Origin of the sequence: Pseudomonas sp. SW-3 (assembly GCF_016615645.1) — a bacterium.
Lineage (GTDB): Bacteria > Pseudomonadota > Gammaproteobacteria > Pseudomonadales > Pseudomonadaceae > Aquipseudomonas > Aquipseudomonas mandelii.
In genome coordinates this window covers 5,996,903-6,015,427 of record NZ_CP067098.1, presented here as the reverse complement: position 1 = coordinate 6,015,427, position 18,525 = coordinate 5,996,903, and the positions used below count along the sequence as shown (strand labels likewise).

Below are 18,525 nucleotides of genomic sequence, written 5' to 3'. Positions count from 1 at the left end.
TGTGTGAGGAGATACCGCGATGACGACGTTCAACTCCGGGGCTCAACCCCAGAACCGTGCGCCTCAATCCATCGGCTTTCTGCTGCTGGACAATTTCACGCTTATTTCTCTGGCCTCCGCAGTAGAACCCCTGCGCATGGCCAACCAATTGTCCGGCCGCGAGCTGTATCGCTGGACCACGCTCACCGTCGACGGTGGTCAGGTCTGGGCCAGTGACGGTCTGCAGATCACCCCCGACTGCTCCATGCACAAAGCGCCCCCACTGGACACCATCATTGTCTGCGGCGGCATCGGCATCCAGCGCACCGTTACCCGCGAGCACGTGTCGTGGCTGCAAAGCCAGGCGCGTCAGTCCCGCCGTCTCGGTGCGGTCTGCACCGGCAGCTGGGCCCTGGCGTGCGCCGGCCTGCTGGACGGTTTTGATTGCAGCGTGCACTGGGAATGCCTGGCCGCGATGCAGGAAGCGTTCCCCCGTGTAGCCATGAGCACACGCCTGTTCACCCTCGACCGTAACCGTTTCACCAGCTCCGGCGGCACAGCGCCGCTGGACATGATGCTGCACCTGATCAGCCGCGATCACGGTCGTGAACTGTCGGCCGCGATCTCGGAAATGTTCGTCTACGAACGCATCCGCAACGAGCAGGATCACCAGCGCGTGCCGCTCAAGCACATGCTCGGCACCAACCAGCCGAAGTTGCAGGAAATCGTCGCGCTGATGGAAGCCAACCTGGAAGAGCCGATCGACCTCGACGAACTGGCGGTGTATGTCGCTGTTTCCCGTCGTCAGCTGGAGCGCCTGTTCCAGAAATACCTGCACTGCTCGCCGTCGCGTTACTACCTCAAACTGCGCCTGATCCGTGCCCGGCAGCTGCTCAAGCAAACGCCGATGTCGATCATCGAAGTGGCGTCGGTCTGCGGCTTCGTGTCCACGCCGCACTTCTCCAAGTGCTACCGCGAATACTTCGGCATTCCGCCGCGTGACGAACGCGTAGGTTCCAACACCACGCAACAGGTGGCGATGATGCCGTTGCCGCAAGCACTGGTGCTGTCGCCGCTGTCCGGGCCGTTGTCGGCGCTGAGTCAGGCGCGTAATGAGTCGACGTTTGCCAGCGTAAGGCTCTAATGCTCTGATCGTTCCCATGCGCTGCGTGGGAATGCCTCAATGGACGCTCTGCGTCCGCTTCGGCAGGGACGCGGAGCGTCCCGGGCTGCATTCCCACGCAGCGCGTGGGAACGATCATGGTGAGGCGCTACTCAGGCGCTACGGCTTTGTTGATACTCCGCCAGCGCCGGCAGCAATTGCTTGTCGATCGCCTGGCGCACGGCCGGCAGGATGGTCGCACTGCTGGTGTACATCTGCTTGACCATAGTTCGCAGATCCGTTGCCCGTTCGTTGTTCAAACCCCGTACCGCGCACTCGCAGGCCTGCTCGGCGTTAGCGCCAGGGGGCACTGCAAATCCTAACGCCTTGAGCTGGCCCAACAGGTCTTCCTGGTCAATCAAATCGGCGTACATCATGACGCAATCCTTCTTCAGGGAACGGTGTCGTGATTCGATTCTCATCGGGGCAAGAGGTGGCGGCAAGGACGTTTTGTCGCAATGGCCGCGATACCTATGAACAGGTCGTTTTCGGCTAACTTGCGAAAGGGGAGAGTGGGCACACTGGATTCAGCTGGCAACACGAAGGTTTGGTCACCCTCGCGCGAAGGCTCCTCAACAGTACCCTCCTCAGCTCCGATCCTGTCACGGCTTGATCGGGGTTTTTTTTGCCTGTGAATCAGGGCGGGATGGGGTGTCCGGGCTGACGACATCGCGAGCAGGCTCACTCCCACGGGGATATGCGATGCCCTGTAGGAGCGAGGCTTGCCCGCGAAGAACGATGACGCGGTCTAGCGTTGCAACACAAGGATCCGCGACAACAATTCATCCCGATCAACATAGCACCCTTGAAAATGACGGGCGCCACTGGCGGGATCAAACGCATTGCGGGCATGAAGGGTGCGGCGGTTGTCGAAGCACCACAGCTCACCGGGATTGAGCCGCGTCATCACCCGGAATCGCGCTTCGCGGGTCATTGCAATAAACCGCCGATAAGCGCGGTACAGCTTGGGCATGTCCTCGATCGAGGCATCAAACGGTCCGCGTAGAAAGTTCGCCATGCGAATTTCCGACACCTGCCCAAAGGCATCCAGCGCGATGATCGGCGCGAGACGGCGGTAGTCGCTGTGGCGATCTTTGTTGCGGAACTCCACCGGGATTTCGCAGAGGCTTTTAAACGACTCGGGATCTTCCTCGCGCAACGCTTGGGCTATGGCAAAGCCGTCGACAAAAATACTCTCGCCACCGTCCGCGTCATTCACCAGGCAATGCAGAAATTGCAGCCCCGGTTGCAACTCGCGGGTCGGCAAATCGCTATGCAGCGGCAGGTTGAAGGCGGTGTAGGCGTTGCTATCGGCATCGGCCTTGGATTGCACGTTGAACAGCACGCCGAAATTGCTCTCGCGGATGAAGGAAATCCGCTGGGCGATCAGTTTAAGTGAGCCGGGTTCGGTGGGGACGCCGCGCACTTGAGTCAGGCCGATATCGCGCACCGCCAGCAGCCATTGCAGCAAGGCGTCGTTATCGTTCATCAGCGCCTGGTATTCGAACGCCGGCAGCTGCAAGTCGCTTTTCCACAGCCTGGATTTTGGTTTGCCGACACGGCGTTCGGCGCGGGACTCGTCGTCATAGGCGTGAGCCCGCAGCCAGCCCGGGTCGAAGCGGCTTAGGTGGCCGTCCTGCCATTCGACGCTGAGGCAACCTTCGGCGTCGACGTTTGCCGCTGTCGGCACCAGGTCCTCTGCGACGTCGACGATTTCCAGCACTTGCTCGCGGGTCACGGTGTAGACGCACTGCGGGCACGGGCAGTTATCTCGAAGCCATTGATGATGAAAGGGGCTGACCCGGCCGTCAGCCCACTGCACTTGAATTCGATCCGCCAGGGTTTGCACGGCGGACAACGCGCTGATCAACGGGTAGGTACGGAAGTCGGCAAAAGCGGCGGTGTTCAATGGCGATCTCCTTGTTATTTTTTAGGGGGTAATGCGATCACTCGGCCAATGTAGGCGGGGGTTGGCAGGTCGGTTTGCTCGGCGACGATGGCTTGCAGCTTGCTCAAGGTGTCTTCGCTGAACGGTGCGGAGCGAGGTCCGGCGAGGTCGACGTGCAGCAGCATTTGTTCGTTGCCCGCCAGTTCCTTGTCGTCGCCGACCAGATGCAGGCTGTGATAGAGGTGCAGGCGTTTGCTGTCGTGGCCGATGATTTGGGTACGCACTTCGACGTCAGCGTCGAGCTTCACTTCATGCAGGTAATTGAGGTGCAGTTCGAGGGTGAACAGCGAATTGCCGCTGGCTTCGCGGTTGTTGCTGTCCATGCCCAGGCGATCCATCAGGGCGTCGGTGGCGTAGCTGAAAATCAGCAGGTAGAAGGCATCGCGCAGGTGGCCGTTGTAGTCGACCCAGTCGGGGATGATTTTGGTTTGGTAGGTGGTGAGGGTGGGCATGTCGTCACATCCGAAATGGTTGAGGCCTGTAGGAGCGAGGCTTGCCCGCGAAGAGGCCGGTACATTCGACGGATCTCTTGCGGCAGGGAAATTGCCTTCGCGGGCAAGTCTCGCTCCTACAGGGGGTGGGTTGTTTAGTCAGCGAACGCCATCCCATGCTTCTCTTTGGTGGTCTTCACCGCTTCCAGCACCGCCAGCAAGCAATCATCACGATAGCGCTCCAGCGCGGAAATGCTGTGCGTGCCTAACTGATCGCTGGTGCCATCCACCACATCATCAATCAACTTGTCGGTCAGCTCCGGTGCCGGCAGATACGTCCACGGTAACTGCAACGCCGGTCCGAATTGCGCCATGAAGTGCCTCATACCCGCATCGCCACCCGCCAGGGTGTACGTCAAGAACGTGCCCATGAATGACCAGCGCAGACCCGCGCCAAAGCGAATCGCATCATCGATTTCTCCGGTGGTCGCCACACCGTCGTTGACCAGGTGCAGCGCCTCCCGCCACAGCGCTTCGAGCAAACGGTCGGCGATGAACCCGGGCACTTCCTTGCGCACGTGCAGCGGACGCATGCCCAGGGATTCGTAGACTTTCATCGCCGCTTGAACGGCTTCCGGTGCGGTGTTTTTGCCGCCGACCACTTCCACCAGCGGCAGCAGGTAAACCGGGTTGAAGGGGTGTCCGACCACGCAGCGTTCCGGGTGCGTCGAACTCTCGTAGAACTCGCTCGGCAACAGACCGGAAGTACTGGAACCGATCAAGGCATTGGGCTTGGCCGCCGCGCTGATTTTACTGTGCAGTTCCAGTTTCAGATCGAGGCGCTCAGGGGCGCTTTCCTGAATGAAGTCGGCGTCGCGAACGCATTCCTCAATGGTTGCGACAAAGCGCAGCCGATCCTGTGAAGCACCCGGTGCCAAGCCTTGTTTCTCCAGCGCACCCCAGGCATTGGCGACGCGCTTGCGCAACGCGGCTTCGGCACCAGGCGCCGGGTCCCAGGCGACAACGTCGAGGCCGTGGGCGAGGGCGCGGGATACCCAACCGCTGCCGATGACACCGCTGCCCAGGGCTGCGAAGGTTTTGATTTCGGTGATAAAGCTCATGGCGTCGTCCTAAAAGAATTCGGTGATCTCTGTAGGAGAGAGGCTTGCCCGCGAAGAGGCCGGTACATCCGACGGATCTCTTCCGGCAGGAATGCCGCCTTCGCGGGCAAGCCTCGCTCCTACAGGTTATGTGCGTGGAGGATTAGCCGCGCTTGGTCAGGCCCATTTTTGCCCGTCCTTCCGCCGGAGTCAGGACGCGGGCACCGAGGCGGCTGAGGATTTCCGAGGCGCGTTCGACCAGCTGGCCGTTGGTCGCCAGCACACCCTTGTCCAGCCAGATGTTGTCTTCCAGACCAACCCGCACGTTGCCGCCGAGCAGCACCGCTTGCGCCGCCATCGGCATTTGCATGCGACCGATGCCGAAGCCGGCCCACACCGCGTTCGCGGGCAGGTTGTCGACCATGGCTTTCATAGTGGTGGTGTCGGCCGGCGCGCCCCACGGAATGCCCAGGCACAGCTGGAACAGCGGATCGTCGAGCAGGCCTTCCTTGATCAACTGCTTGGCGAACCACAGGTGACCGGTGTCGAAAATTTCCAGCTCGGCCTTCACGCCCAGCTCTTGAATGCGTTTGGCGCCTGCGCGCAGTTGCGCCGGGGTGGACACGTAAATGGTGTCACCGTCGCCGAAGTTCAGGGTGCCGCAGTCGAGGGTGCAGATTTCCGGCAACAGTGCTTCAACGTGGGCCAGACGGGTCAACGGGCCCACCAGGTCGGTGTTCGGACCGAACTCCATCGGGTTCTCGCCCGCGCCGATTTCCAGGTCGCCGCCCATGCCGGCGGTGAGGTTGACGATGATGTCGACGTCCGCCTCGCGGATGCGCTCCATCACTTCGCGGTACAAGGCCACGTCACGGCTGAATTTGCCGGTTTCGGGGTTGCGAACGTGGCAGTGAACGACCGTGGCACCGGCCTTGGCGGCTTCCACGGCGGCAGCGGCGATTTGTTTCGGGGTGACCGGCACGTGTGGGCTCTTGCTGGTCGTGTCGCCAGCACCGGTGAGTGCGCAGGTGATGATGACGTCGTGGTTCATGAGGCGGGTTCCTTGCAGGCGTGATGATTCCGTTCGCAGCCCCGCAGGGCTGCGATCCGGTGGTTCAATCGGGGTTTATTTGCTGGTCAGCTTCAAATTGTCAGCGGCCGGTTTGCCATCGAAGGTGGTCACGCCTTCGAGCCAGCGTTGCTTGTCTTGCGGGTGATCTTTCAGCCATTGTTTGGCCGATTCGAAAGCGTCTTTGTGATCCAGCAGCGGCTGCATCATCCGGCTCTCGTCTTCGGCGGTGTAGGTCAGGTTGCTCAGCAATTTGCCGATGTTCGGGCACTGCTGCGCATAGTTCGGCGAAGTGACGGTCCAGACCGTGGCCATGCCTTCGTTCGGGCCGAGAGCGTCTTCGCTGCCGGTGAGGTAAGTCATCTGCACGTTGACGTTCATCGGGTGCGGCGCCCAGCCGAAGAACACCACGGCTTCTTTGCGGCGCACGGCGCGATCCACGGCCGCGAGCATGCCGGCTTCGCTGGACTCGACGAGCTGGAATTTGCCGAGGCCAAACTGGTTCTTGGCGATCATTGCCTTGATCTGGGTGTTAGCGCCCGAGCCAGGCTCGATGCCGTAGATCTTGCCGCCCAGTTCTTTTTCGAACTTGGCGATGTCGGCGAAGGTTTTCAGACCCTTGTCGGCGAGGTAAGTCGGAACGGCGAGGGTGGCGCGAGCGTCTTTCAGGCTAGGCGCTTCAAGCACCTTGACCTGATTGGCGTCGACGAACGGCGTGATGGTCTGGGTCATCAGCGGGTTCCAGTAACCCAGGAACAGGTCCAGGCGCTGGTCGCGGATCCCGGCGAAGATGATTTGCTGGGAGGCGCTGGTTTGTTTGGTGTTGTAGCCGAGGCCGTCGAGCAAGACCTGGGTCATGGCACTGGTGGCGATCACGTCGGTCCAGTTCACGACGCCCATGCGCACGTTCTGGCATGAAGCAGGTTCGGCCGCCATGACACTGGCGCTCAAGAAGGCGGTACCGCTGAGTGCAAGAACACAGCTGCTGATCAGTCGTTTCATGTCGGGGTTCCTCGGCAGACGTTATTGTGGGTTCCGGCATCTTTGTGCGCCGGTGATGCCAAGTTACGCAGCTAAGGCCCCGTGAAAGCGCACTGCGGCGACCAGCTCTTGCACTGCAGCGACCTGCGCTCTTGAAAGCCTGTTGCAAGTGGCGTATCAACGTCCACACGCTACCCGCCCTCTCGTTACCTGCCAGTCGAGTGCGCTCCATGTCCCAGGACTTCTACTTCATGTTGATGCCGGGTTTCTCGGCCATCGGTTTTATCTCGGCCATCGAGCCGCTGCGGGTCGCCAATCGCTTTCGCGGCGAGTTGTATCGCTGGCACGTGCTGAGTGCCGATGGCGGGGCGGTATTGGCCAGCAATGGCATGTCGGTCAACGCCGATGCGGCGCTGGAGCCGCTGAAGAAAGGTGCAACCCTGTTGGTGGTCGCCGGCTTCGAACCGCTGAAATTCGCCACGCCCGCGCTGGAGCACTGGCTGCGCCGTCTGGACAACGAGGGCGTGACCCTCGGCGCCATCGACACCGGCAGTTTCGTCCTCGCCGAAGCCGGCCTGCTCGACGGCCATCGCCTGACCCTGCACTGGGAAGCCATCGACGCGTTCAAGGAGTCTTATCCACAGCTCAGCGTCACCCAGGAGCTGTTCGAGATCGATCGCCGCCGTATCACCTCAGCCGGCGGTACAGCCTCCATCGACCTGATGCTCGACCTGATCGCCCAGGCCCACGGCCCGGAACTGGCGATTCAGGTCAGCGAACAATTCGTGCTCGGGCGCATCCGCCCGTGCAAAGACCACCAGCGCATGGAAGTCGCCACGCGCTATGGCATCAGCAACAAGAAGCTGGTGCATGTGATTGGGGAGATGGAGCAGCACAGCGAACCACCGCTGAGTACGCTTGAGTTAGCCGAATCGATCAAGGTGACGCGGCGCCAGTTGGAGCGCCTGTTTCGGTTGCACCTGAACGACACGCCGAGCAATTTCTACCTGCGCTTGCGGCTGGAGAAGGCCCGGCAGTTGCTGCGACAGACGGACATGAGTGTGCTGGAGGTGAGCATTGCGTGCGGTTTTGAATCGCCGTCGTATTTCACCCGCAGCTATCGGGCGAAGTTTGCGCGGTGCCCGCGCGAGGATCGCCGACGGCTTGGGGATGGGCGAGAGCTGGTCTGAGCACAGATTCCAACAACACCAAAAAAACCTGTGGGAGCGAGGCTGCTCGCGAATGCAATCTGTCAGCCGCCATTGATGTCGACTGACCTACCGCTTTCGCGAGCAGGCTCGCTCCCACAGTTATGATTTGGTGTGGATCTTATTTCTTCATTAAGGCCGAGCAGGCTGCTTTGTAGGCTTCATGCTGATACTTGTTCAGCGTCGCTGGCAGTTCCACGTTGTGCTTCTTGCTCTGCGCATTGATCGTTTGCGGCGACAGCAGCGTCACCTCGCAATTTTCCAGCAGCTGAAACACACCCTCGATCTTGAACGTGGTCGGTCCACCGGCGAACTCGCCTTTCTTGCTGCGCTTCTTGATCGCGATCCGGTCGATGGAGTTCTCGCGTACAAACGACGCCACCTGAGCGGCGAAGACTTTGACGTTCGCGGCTTCGTCGTCATCGTCGAGGGCAATTTTCTTGGTGGGCAGGGCTACGTGACTCAGCGTCTGACCGTCCAGGGACGCGACGGCAATGATCGCTTCGCTGCCTTTGATTTCGATGCCGCAGATTTTCATTTCGATCCCTTTCACAAATGGTTGTGTGCAGCCTACAGCTCAAGTTGATTAGCCGTGATGCCAAACGCCGCGGCAATTTTCTCGCGGGTGGCCTTGCGAGGCTTCGCTACAGTCTCTTGCTGGGCAAAAGCAGGTTGAGAAATGCCCATGCGTTTGGCCACCTCATCCTGTGTAAGGTTCAGGTGCTCGCGCCAGGCCCTGACCGGTAACGCGCCATCAACGATAAGGCTGACTACTTCGTGAGGGATCAAATCATTCTCCATATTTATGTTTTCACTCCTGCCCAATCGACTCCAAAAACTCCGACCGCTCATCACTCATCCGCGCCACGCAATCATTCTGCGCAATGGTGAACGCCTTGCTGCCACTGGTCGCCGGAAACGCTTCCACCGCGCAATCCGCATCCCGGGTTTTCAGCCACTGCTGCTGCGCGGCCTTGAGCTTGGCGGTGATGTCGCTCAGTTGCGCCGGGTTCTTGCCGTAGGCCGTTTGCATGCGCTCGGTCAGGCTTTGGTAATTGTCCTTGAGCAGGTCTTCGGCGGTGGTTCTGCTGAAGGCGGAGCATTCCAGGGTCTGGACGTCGTTTTCGACCTTGTCGCAGGGGTTGTCGTCGGCCTCTTCAGCTGCGTGTACGCCGGTCGCTATCAGTGCCAAAGCCAGGAAGATCGTTCTCATTGCGACGCAGCCCCTATTTTTCAGTGCCTATTCAGTAATGCAGCGGATTCTGGCCCAAGCAGCGGCCCTTGAACAGGTGGGCGATTGCGTCGATCAACGACCCTTTGTCGCGGATTGACGCTTTCGGCAAACCCCCTGTCGTTTTTGCACCCGGCTGCCCCGGTCCTCAGGCATATGCTGGCCCCAAAGCGCCGGCACACGATTCGGCGCATGAATCGCTAATAGGGGACAGCCTGATGAGCCCAGCCGAATTGCACGCCGACAGCATCGTTATCGACGGGCTGATTATTGCCAAGTGGAACCGTGAGCTGTTCGAAGACATGCGCAAGGGCGGTCTGACCGCGGCTAACTGCACCGTGTCGGTGTGGGAGGGCTTCCAGGCCACCGTCAACAACATCGCCGCCAGCCAGAAGCTGATCCGCGAGAACAGCGACCTGGTGATTCCGGTTCGCACTACCGCCGACATCCGTAAAGCGAAGGAGCAGGGCAAGACCGGCATCCTGTTCGGCTTCCAGAATGCTCACGCGTTTGAAGACCAGATCGGCTACGTCGAGGTCTTCAAGCAGCTCGGCGTCGGTATTGTGCAGATGTGCTACAACACCCAGAACCTGGTAGGGACTGGCTGCTACGAGCGCGATGGCGGCCTGTCGGGTTTCGGTCGTGAAATCGTTGCCGAGATGAACCGCGTCGGGGTCATGTGCGACCTGTCCCACGTCGGCTCCAAGACGTCTGAAGAAGTCATTCTCGAATCGAAGAAACCGGTGTGCTACTCCCACTGCCTGCCGTCGGGCCTGAAAGTCCATCCGCGCAACAAGTCCGATGAAGAACTGAAGTTCATCGCCGATCACGGCGGTTTTGTCGGCGTGACCATGTTCGCGCCGTTCCTGGCCAAGGGCATCGATTCGACCATCGACGACTACGCCGAGGCCATCGAATACACCATGAACATCGTTGGTGAAGACGCCATCGGTATCGGCACCGACTTCACCCAGGGCCATGGCCAGGACTTCTTTGAATACCTGACCCATGACAAGGGCTACGCCCGCCGCCTGACCAGCTTCGGCAAGATCATCAACCCGCTGGGCATCCGCACCGTCGGCGAATTCCCGAACCTGACCGAAACCCTGCTCAAGCGCGGCCACTCCGAGCGTGTGGTGCGCAAGATCATGGGCGAGAACTGGGTCAACGTCTTGAAAGACGTTTGGGGCGAATAAGCCGCCGCATCTGAAGAATTCTTTCCCCCGGCCGTCCGCGCCGGGGGCAACACCCAAAATTTTCTGGAGTTAAGTTTCCATGGCCAAGATCGCCCCGCAATTGCCAATCGAAGTCGACAGCGAAACCGGTGTCTGGACTTCCGACGCCCTGCCAATGCTGTATGTGCCGCGTCACTTCTTCGTCAACAACCACATGGGCATCGAGGAAGTACTGGGCGCCGAGGCCTACGCCGAAATCCTCTACAAGGCCGGCTACAAATCCGCCTGGCACTGGTGTGAAAAAGAAGCCGAATGCCACGGCCTGGAAGGCGTCGCGGTGTTCGAGCACTACATGAAGCGCCTGTCGCAGCGCGGCTGGGGCCTGTTCAAGATCCAGGACATCGACCTCGACAAAGGCACCGCCAGCGTCAAGCTCGAACACTCGGCGTTCGTCTACGTGTACGGCAAGGTCGGGCGCAAGGTCGACTACATGTTCACCGGTTGGTTTGCCGGGGCCATGGACCAGATTCTGCAAGCCCGTGGCAGCAAGATCCGCACTGTTGCCGAACAGGTTTACGGTGGCTCCGAAGAAGGTCACGACGACGGTTTGTTCACCGTCAAGCCGTTGTAAGTCGAGGAACCCGCCATGGCTTTCGAAGCAATGTTCCAGCCGATCCAGATCGGCAAACTGACCATCCGCAACCGCGTGCTCAGTACCGCGCACGCCGAGGTCTACGCGACCGACGGCGGCATGACCACCGACCGGTACGTCAAGTATTACGAAGAGAAAGCCAAGGGCGGGATCGGCCTGGCAATTTGCGGCGGTTCCTCCAGCGTGGCCATCGACAGCCCGCAAGGCTGGTGGAAGTCGGTCAACCTGGCCGACGACCGGATCATTCCGCACTTCCAGAACCTGGCCGATGCCATGCACAAGCATGGCGCCAAGATCATGATCCAGATTACCCACATGGGCCGTCGTTCCCGCTGGGATGGCGAGCATTGGCCAACTCTGCTGTCGCCGTCGGGCATCCGCGAGCCGGTGCACCGTGCGACTTGCAAAACCATCGAGCCGGAAGAAATCTGGCGGGTGATCGGCAACTACGCCAGCGCTGCGGCACGGGCCAAGGCCGGTGGCCTGGATGGCGTCGAGCTGTCCGCCGTGCACCAGCACATGATCGACCAGTTCTGGAGCCCGCGGGTCAACAAGCGTACCGACGAATGGGGCGGCAGCTTCGAGAACCGCATGCGTTTCGGCCTGGAAGTGATCAAGGCTGTGCGGGCTGAAGTCGGCCCGGATTTCTGCGTCGGCATCCGTCTGTGCGGTGATGAGTTCCACCCGGACGGCTTGTCCCACGAGGACATGAAGCAGATCGCCAAGTACTACGACGACACCGGCATGATCGACTTCATCGGCGTGGTGGGTTCGGGTTGCGACACCCACAACACCCTGGCCAACGTTATCCCGAACATGAGTTATCCACCGGAGCCGTTCCTGCATTTGGCGGCCGGTATCAAGGAAGTGGTCAAGGCCCCGGTCCTGCACGCGCAGAACATCAAGGACCCGAACCAGGCGACCCGTATTCTGGAAGGCGGCTACGTGGACATGGTCGGCATGACCCGCGCCCACATCGCCGACCCGCACCTGATCGCCAAGATCAAAATGGGTCAGGTTGACCAGATCAAGCAATGCGTCGGCGCCAACTACTGCATCGACCGTCAGTATCAGGGCCTGGACGTCTTGTGCATCCAGAACGCCGCGACTTCCCGTGAATACATGGGCGTGCCGCACATCATCGAGAAATCGACCGGTGTGAAGCGCAAGGTTGTGGTGGTCGGTGCCGGTCCTGCCGGGATGGAAGCGGCGCGTGTGTCGGCCGAACGTGGCCACGACGTGACCCTGTTCGAGAAGAAAGAATTCATTGGCGGGCAGATCACTACCGCTTCGAAAGCCCCGCAACGGGACCAGATCGCCGGTATCACTCGCTGGTTCCAGCTGGAATTGGCGCGTCTGAAAGTCGACCTGCGCCTGGGCGTGGCGGCCGATGCGGCCACCATTCTCGACCTGCGTCCGGACGTGGTGGTGCTCGCCGTTGGCGGTCATCCGTTCCTGGAACAAAACGAACACTGGGGCGCGGCTGAAGGCCTGGTGGTCAGCAGCTGGGACATCCTCGACGGCAAGGTCGCGCCGGGCAAGAACGTGTTGGTCTACGACACCATTTGCGAATTCACCGGCATGTCGACCGCCGACTTCCTCGCTGACAAAGGCAGCCAGGTCGAGATCGTTACTGACGACATCAAGCCGGGCGTGGCGATTGGCGGTACGTCGTTCCCGACGTACTACCGCAGCATGTACCCCAAAGAAGTGATCATGACCGGCGACATGATGCTGGAGAAGGTTTACCGCGAGGGCGACAAGCTGGTGGCGGTGCTGGAAAACGAATACACCGGCGCCAAAGAGGAGCGGGTGGTGGACCAGGTTGTCGTTGAAAACGGCGTGCGTCCGGACGAAGAAATCTACTACGCCATGAAGGAAGGCTCGCGCAACAAAGGCCAGATGGACATCGAAGCCCTGTTCGCGATCAAGCCGCAACCTTCGCTGAGCCAGGCGGGCGACGGCTACTTGCTGTTCCGCATCGGCGACTGCGTGGCGCAGCGCAATACACACGCCGCCATTTATGACGCACTCCGGCTCTGTAAGGATTTTTGACGGCTTAGCTGCAAGCCTTAAGCTGCAAGCTACAAGTAAAAGCTCATCCTCACCGCCGCTTTTTCTTGCAGCTTGTAGCTTGTAGCTTGCACCTCGCCAGAGGTGACTCTGATGTTGAACACCCTTCTTCCAATCCTGTTGTTCGCTGCCTTGGGCCTTGCCGTCCTCGGCGCGTTGCGGCGGGTGGCTATGTGGCGCCGGGGCCGTGCCTCCAAGGTCGACCTGATCGGCGGCCTGTTTGCCATGCCCAAGCGCTACATGGTCGATTTGCACCACGTCGTGGCGCGGGACAAATACATCGCCAACACCCACGTGGCCACGGCCGGTGGTGCGGTGGCGTCCATCGTGCTGGCGATTCTGGTGCACGGTTTCGGCCTGCATAACCGCATCCTCGGTTACGCGCTGCTGTTGATGACGGTGGTGATGTTCGTCGGTGCGATCTTTGTCTACCTGCGTCGTCGCAACCCACCGGCGCGCCTGTCCAAGGGGCCGTGGATGCGCCTGCCGAAAAGCCTGTTGGCGTTCTCGGCGAGCTTCTTCCTGTTGACCCTGCCGGTGGCCGGCATCCTCCCGGAAAACTTCGGCGGTTGGGTGGTGGCAGCGATCCTCGGCCTCGGTGTTTTGTGGGGTGTGAGTGAACTGTTCTTCGGCATGACCTGGGGCGGGCCGATGAAGCACGCCTTTGCCGGGGCCCTGCACCTGGCTTGGCACCGTCGCGCCGAACGCTTTGGCGGCGGTCGTTCCACCGGTTTGAAACCGCTGGACCTGAACGACCCGAGCGCACCGTTGGGCGTGGAAAAACCCAAGGATTTCACCTGGAACCAACTGCTCGGCTTCGACGCCTGCGTGCAGTGCGGTAAATGCGAAGCTGCGTGCCCCGCATTCGCCGCCGGCCAGCCGCTGAACCCGAAAAAACTGATTCAGGACATGGTCGTCGGCCTGGCCGGTGGCACCGACGCCAAGTTCGCTGGCAGCCCGTATCCGGGCAAGGCCATCGGCGAGCACGCCGGCAACCCGCATCAACCGATCGTCAACGGTTTGGTGGACGCCGAGACCCTGTGGTCCTGCACCACGTGCCGGGCTTGTGTCGAGGAATGCCCGATGATGATCGAGCACGTCGACGCCATCGTCGATATGCGCCGCCATCTGACCCTGGAAAAAGGCGCCACTCCGAACAAGGGCGCCGAAGTCCTGGAAAACCTGATTGCCACCGATAACCCGGGCGGTTTCGCGCCGGGCGGGCGGATGAACTGGGCGGCGGATTTGAACCTCAACCTGATGAGCGAGAAGAAGTCCGTCGACGTGCTGTTCTGGGTTGGCGACGGCGCCTTCGACATGCGCAACCAGCGCACCCTGCGCGCCTTCGTCAAGGTATTGAAAGCGGCCAAGGTCGACTTCGCAGTGCTGGGGCTCGAAGAGCGCGACAGCGGTGACGTGGCCCGGCGTCTGGGCGACGAAGCGACGTTCCAGTTGTTGGCCAAACGCAACATCCAGACCCTGGCCAAGTACAGCTTCAACCGTATCGTCACCTGCGATCCACACAGCTTCCACGTGCTGAAAAACGAGTACGGCGCCTTCGACGGCAACTACCTGGTGCAGCACCACAGCACCTACATGGCCGAAATCATCGGCGCTGGCGCCTTGAACCTTGGCCAGCACAAAGGCAGCAGCGTGACGTATCACGACCCGTGCTACCTCGGCCGCTACAACGGCGAATACGAGGCGCCGCGTGAAGTGCTGCGCGCCCTCGGCATTGAAGTCAAAGAGATGCAACGCTCCGGTTTCCGCTCGCGCTGCTGCGGCGGCGGTGGCGGGGCGCCGATCACCGACATTCCGGGCAAGCAACGGATCCCTGATATGCGCATGGACGACATCCGCGAAACCGGCGCCGAACTGGTGGCCGTGGGTTGCCCGCAATGCACCGCGATGCTCGAAGGCGTGGTCGAACCGCGTCCGCTGATCAAGGACATCGCCGAATTGGTGGCGGACGCGTTGCTCGAAGACGCGGCGCCGAGCAAGCCGACCAAACCGGCCCAACGTGAACCTGCGGAGGCCCACTGATGAGCGACATTATCCGCCGCGACCCCCGCGCCGAATGGATTGCCCGTAACCGCCTGCACCCGCTGCACGCGGCCATGCAACCGGCGCAACACAGCTGGATGGGCCCTAACGGCGTCATCCGCAAGAACCTGCACGGCATCGGTTTTATCGGTCCCAACGGCATCAAGCGCATTGACCGCAGCGGCGCTCAGCAGGGCGGCGCGACCAAACGCTCGGCGGCCGTGGAAGTGCAATTGCCACTGCATCAAGTGCCTGCACCTGCGTTTTACATCAGCGTGGTGCCGGACATGGTCGGCGGCCGCTTGAGCAGCCACGACCGCGACTTGCTCGGTCTGGCGCATCAACTGGCCGGCAAGGAAGGCGCGGTGTTGGCCGTGGTTTTCGGCGAACACAAAGAAAACGCCTTCACTACCGCAGGCGTCGATCGCTTGCTGGTATTGGACGGCGATGAATTCAGCGGTTATGCACCGGAGCAACGGGTCCAGGGCCTGCGGGCTGTGGATAACCAGTTCAGTCCGCGTCACTGGCTGCTGCCGGACAGCCGCAGCGGTGGCGGTGAACTCGGTCGGCGCTTTGCCGCCGCACTGGGCGAACGCCCGGCCACGCGGGTCTGGCAGGTCAAGGATCAGGAATGCATCGGCCGCGCCGGTGCCGGTTTACAGGACCTTGCGCGTCCGGTCGCACGCTTGATTCTGGCCGCTGTCGAGTGCGCAGAACCGGTCAGCGAAACCCGTCACGAAGCGTTGCCCGTGGAGTTATCCACAGCCGTCGCACGCAGCTTGTCGCGCATTGAAGATTTGGGCGCGGTGGCGGTGGATCCGGCGGCGATTCCGATGGCCGAAGCCGAATTCATCTTCTCCGGCGGCAACGGAGTCAAGGACTGGGGACTTTTCCACAGGACCGCTGAAGCCCTTGGCGCCACCGAAGGCGCGTCGCGGGTGGCGGTGGACGATGGCTTCATGGCGCGCGATCGCCAAGTCGGCGCGTCCGGTACCTGGGTCACCGCGCGGGTTTACGTGGCGGTGGGGATTTCCGGGGCGATCCAGCACCTGCAAGGCATTGGTGCCTGCGACAAGGTGGTGGCAATCAACCTCGACCCTGGCTGCGACATGATCAAACGAGCCGACCTGTCGGTGATCGGTGAGAGCGCCGAAATTCTTCAAGCCTTGATCGCGGCGGTAGAGGCTTACCGCAACGAAGCAAAGCGCGATGCGGCTTAAGGAAAGGAAAGGGTTATGAGCACGAAAATCATCAGCCTGGTGTCCATCGGCGCCCACCCGACCTCCGGCCGGCCACGTCGCGCGGAGCAGGATGCGCGGGCGGTGGAACTGGGTCTGCAACTGGCTGGGGATAACTTGCACGTGCTGCATGCCGGCGATGTCGCAGAGCCGGCGTTGCGCGCTTATCTGGGCATGGGCCTGGAACAACTGCATGTGCTCGAACAACCGCAAGGCGCCGATGCACTGCCGGCATTGACTGCGTACCTGCGCGACGCCGGGGCGCAAGTGGTGCTGACCGGCAGTCAGGCGGAAACCGGCGAAGGCTCGGGCATGCTCCCGTTCCTGCTGGCGGAAAGCCTCGGCTGGCCGCTGGTGGTGGGGCTGGCTCAAGTGGAATCCATCGACGGTAATTCAGCGCTGGTGCTGCAAGCCTTGCCTCGCGGTCAACGCCGTCGGTTGAAAGTGCGGCTGCCGTTTCTCGCAACTGTGGATAACGCTGCACCGAAACCTCGGCAGAGCGCCTACGGCCCGGCCCGACGCGGGGTGTTGCAGGCCGATGAAGTCGAAGTGATCGATGATGAATTGTTGGCCGTCGCCACGCTGCAACCGGCCAAGCCACGTCCAAAACGTCTGAAGGTGATCAAGGCCAAGAGCGGCGCGGACCGGATGAAAGCTGCGACGGCCAAGGCCAGTGGCGGCGGTGGGCAAGTGCTCAAAGGCGTGACCGCGCAGGCCGGGGCTGAGGCGATTCTCAAGTTGCTGATCGAAGAAGGCGTCGTCCGCTAACCGAAAATCAGCACAGAACCCATGTGGGAGCGAGCAGGCTCACTCCCACAGGGTGTCCGTGTCACCGACATTTATGGGGAAACAATGGCTGTAGAATTTCGTTCGGCAGTGCGCGCCGATGCGCGTGAGATTGCGCGTCTGTTTCAAATCACATCGGAGGGGGCTGCCGATTACATTTGGAGCCAACTCGCCCAGCCCGGTCAGGATCTGCTGGACGTCGGCGCCATTCGTTACGCCCGCGACGACGTGGATTTCTCCTGGCAGAACTGCCTTATCGCAGAGTCGGAGGGCCGGGTCATCGGCATGCTGCACAGTTACGTGATGCGTCACGATCCGCTGGCAGAGCCGACGACCGATCCGGTCCTGGCGCCCTACGCGAAGATGGAAATCCCCGACACCCTGTACATATCCAGCCTGGCGTTGCATGAAGGCTGGCGCAACCTGGGCCTGGGCAAGCAATTCCTTGCCTACGCCTACGACCGTGCCAACCGGCTCGGGCTCAACGGCTTGAGCCTGATCGACTACGCCGCCAACACTGGCGCGCGTCGGTTCTATGAGCGTCATGGCTTCCGCATCGTCGACACCTGCCAGATCACGCCCCATCCGATGATTCGGGTCACGGGGGAGGCCTACCTGATGTATCGGCCATGAACATTAACCCGATGTTGCGCCAGATTCAGGTTGGCGTTTCCATCCCATACAGAAAACCCATGGTTACCCACAATCCCTGTTAGCGCTTCTGTGGATAACATGTTCGCCCTTCGCTACACACCATACAAAACAAGCCCTGCAAACCTTCGTACAAAAAACAACCAGGCTAACTTGCGGTTTTTACAGGCTTTTTCCAGAGGATAAGTTTGTCCGCTAGCCAATACTTGCCCCCAATCTCTGTTAGCGCATCTGTGGATAAGATGTTCGCTGTCCGCTACAGGCCTTATAAAACGGGCTTGTCAGGTGGCTGGTTAAAAAACGACCAAGTCAGCGGTTTTGCGCGACTAATCACCCGCAAAGCCCGATATATTGCGGTTTTCAGAGGTTTTCCACAGATCGGCGGAAGTTGCCCCCAAAGTCTGTTGGCGCTTCTGTGGATAAGGTGTTCGCCATCCGCTGCAAGCCACGTATAACGTGCCCTGCAAGCTTTAGATCAAAAAACAACCAATCGCTGTGGAAAACCGGCCTTCTGGATAAGTCACGGTTTTTCTTCGGTTTCTGTGGAGAAAGATTCCCGCCTATCCACACTTGTCCCCATTAGCTGTGGGTGGAGGTGTGGATAACTTGTTCGCCAAACCCTGAAAGCCACGTCCCGCATAGGCTTGAATGGAATAGATCAGATTTCATACAGTTCTAAGCCGCTGGCTTGACTTCGATCGGTCGCCTGTCTTCACTCACAGGTCACAAGGACCGCCGTCATTTATCCACATCTGGTTCAGGGAGAACGCGTGATGGATAGCCAGCCCGCCCCCATTT

At 60.7% G+C, this 18,525-nt stretch carries 17 protein-coding genes and 1 pseudogene; 9 read left to right on the top strand and 9 right to left on the bottom strand.

What is annotated here, in order from left to right:
- The first annotated feature begins 19 nt into the window (after positions 1-19).
- The gene (locus tag JIO00_RS27305) at positions 20-1,123 is read left to right on the top strand and encodes a GlxA family transcriptional regulator (protein ID WP_010466992.1); all 1,104 of its coding nucleotides are present in this window, start codon (positions 20-22) and stop codon (positions 1,121-1,123) included.
- 131 nt (positions 1,124-1,254) lie between these two features.
- Here the strand turns inward: JIO00_RS27305 and JIO00_RS27300 are convergent, their stop codons facing one another.
- The 6 genes from JIO00_RS27300 to JIO00_RS27275 form a co-directional block, all read right to left on the bottom strand.
- Complete coding sequence (locus tag JIO00_RS27300; protein WP_010466994.1) at positions 1,255-1,518, bottom strand: hypothetical protein; 264 nt, start codon at positions 1,516-1,518, stop codon at positions 1,255-1,257.
- A gap of 371 nt (positions 1,519-1,889) precedes the next feature.
- The gene (locus tag JIO00_RS27295) at positions 1,890-3,050 is read right to left on the bottom strand and encodes a gamma-butyrobetaine dioxygenase (protein WP_102593729.1); all 1,161 of its coding nucleotides are present in this window, start codon (positions 3,048-3,050) and stop codon (positions 1,890-1,892) included.
- 14 nt (positions 3,051-3,064) lie between these two features.
- Positions 3,065-3,541, bottom strand: coding sequence for a thioesterase family protein (locus JIO00_RS27290; RefSeq protein WP_154912924.1), 477 nt, complete (start codon positions 3,539-3,541; stop codon positions 3,065-3,067).
- A 134-nt stretch (positions 3,542-3,675) separates the two neighbouring features.
- Positions 3,676-4,641, bottom strand: a complete 966-nt coding sequence (locus tag JIO00_RS27285) for an L-carnitine dehydrogenase (protein ID WP_077747265.1) — start codon at positions 4,639-4,641, stop codon at positions 3,676-3,678.
- Positions 4,642-4,783: 142 nt separating this feature from the next.
- Positions 4,784-5,671 (bottom strand): 3-keto-5-aminohexanoate cleavage protein, encoded by an 888-nt coding sequence (locus JIO00_RS27280; protein ID WP_008151915.1) that lies wholly within the window; start codon positions 5,669-5,671, stop codon positions 4,784-4,786.
- Between the two features lie 75 nt (positions 5,672-5,746).
- On the bottom strand, positions 5,747-6,691 hold the full coding sequence (locus tag JIO00_RS27275) for a choline ABC transporter substrate-binding protein (RefSeq protein ID WP_010467000.1): 945 nt from the start codon (positions 6,689-6,691) through the stop codon (positions 5,747-5,749).
- 209 nt (positions 6,692-6,900) lie between these two features.
- Between JIO00_RS27275 and JIO00_RS27270 the strand changes: the two genes are divergently transcribed.
- Positions 6,901-7,860, top strand: a complete 960-nt coding sequence (locus JIO00_RS27270) for a GlxA family transcriptional regulator (RefSeq protein WP_200667215.1) — start codon at positions 6,901-6,903, stop codon at positions 7,858-7,860.
- A 139-nt stretch (positions 7,861-7,999) separates the two neighbouring features.
- On the opposite strand, the gene JIO00_RS27265 is transcribed toward JIO00_RS27270, so the two are convergent.
- The 3 genes and pseudogenes from JIO00_RS27265 to JIO00_RS27255 form a co-directional block, all read right to left on the bottom strand.
- The gene (locus tag JIO00_RS27265) at positions 8,000-8,416 is read right to left on the bottom strand and encodes a DUF3010 family protein (RefSeq protein WP_027926650.1); all 417 of its coding nucleotides are present in this window, start codon (positions 8,414-8,416) and stop codon (positions 8,000-8,002) included.
- Between the two features lie 32 nt (positions 8,417-8,448).
- A pseudogene (locus tag JIO00_RS27260) lies at positions 8,449-8,679 on the bottom strand (helix-turn-helix domain-containing protein); the annotation flags it as partial.
- A gap of 10 nt (positions 8,680-8,689) precedes the next feature.
- The gene (locus JIO00_RS27255) at positions 8,690-9,091 is read right to left on the bottom strand and encodes a lysozyme inhibitor LprI family protein (RefSeq protein ID WP_010467005.1); all 402 of its coding nucleotides are present in this window, start codon (positions 9,089-9,091) and stop codon (positions 8,690-8,692) included.
- 236 nt (positions 9,092-9,327) lie between these two features.
- Here JIO00_RS27255 and JIO00_RS27250 point away from each other — a divergent pair, with 236 nt between their 5' ends.
- The 7 genes from JIO00_RS27250 to JIO00_RS27220 all read left to right on the top strand — a co-directional run bounded on the left by JIO00_RS27250 (position 9,328) and on the right by JIO00_RS27220 (position 17,709).
- Positions 9,328-10,305: a dipeptidase gene (locus tag JIO00_RS27250; RefSeq protein WP_007907542.1), complete on the top strand. Its 978-nt coding sequence runs from the start codon at positions 9,328-9,330 to the stop codon at positions 10,303-10,305.
- A 79-nt stretch (positions 10,306-10,384) separates the two neighbouring features.
- Complete coding sequence (locus tag JIO00_RS27245) at positions 10,385-10,915, top strand: DUF5943 domain-containing protein (protein ID WP_007947752.1); 531 nt, start codon at positions 10,385-10,387, stop codon at positions 10,913-10,915.
- A 15-nt stretch (positions 10,916-10,930) separates the two neighbouring features.
- Positions 10,931-12,991: a dimethylglycine demethylation protein DgcA gene (gene dgcA, locus JIO00_RS27240; RefSeq protein ID WP_008151900.1), complete on the top strand. Its 2,061-nt coding sequence runs from the start codon at positions 10,931-10,933 to the stop codon at positions 12,989-12,991.
- Between the two features lie 111 nt (positions 12,992-13,102).
- Complete coding sequence (dgcB, locus tag JIO00_RS27235; protein WP_010467006.1) at positions 13,103-15,052, top strand: dimethylglycine demethylation protein DgcB; 1,950 nt, start codon at positions 13,103-13,105, stop codon at positions 15,050-15,052.
- Positions 15,052-16,272: an electron transfer flavoprotein subunit alpha gene (gene etfA / locus JIO00_RS27230; RefSeq protein WP_010467007.1), complete on the top strand. Its 1,221-nt coding sequence runs from the start codon at positions 15,052-15,054 to the stop codon at positions 16,270-16,272. The genes dgcB and etfA overlap by 1 nt, the downstream gene beginning before the upstream one ends.
- Before the next feature lie 15 nt (positions 16,273-16,287).
- Positions 16,288-17,058: an electron transfer flavoprotein subunit beta gene (gene etfB / locus JIO00_RS27225; protein WP_010467008.1), complete on the top strand. Its 771-nt coding sequence runs from the start codon at positions 16,288-16,290 to the stop codon at positions 17,056-17,058.
- Between the two features lie 84 nt (positions 17,059-17,142).
- On the top strand, positions 17,143-17,709 hold the full coding sequence (locus tag JIO00_RS27220) for a GNAT family N-acetyltransferase (protein ID WP_010467022.1): 567 nt from the start codon (positions 17,143-17,145) through the stop codon (positions 17,707-17,709).
- The last annotated feature ends 816 nt before the right edge of the window (positions 17,710-18,525 follow it).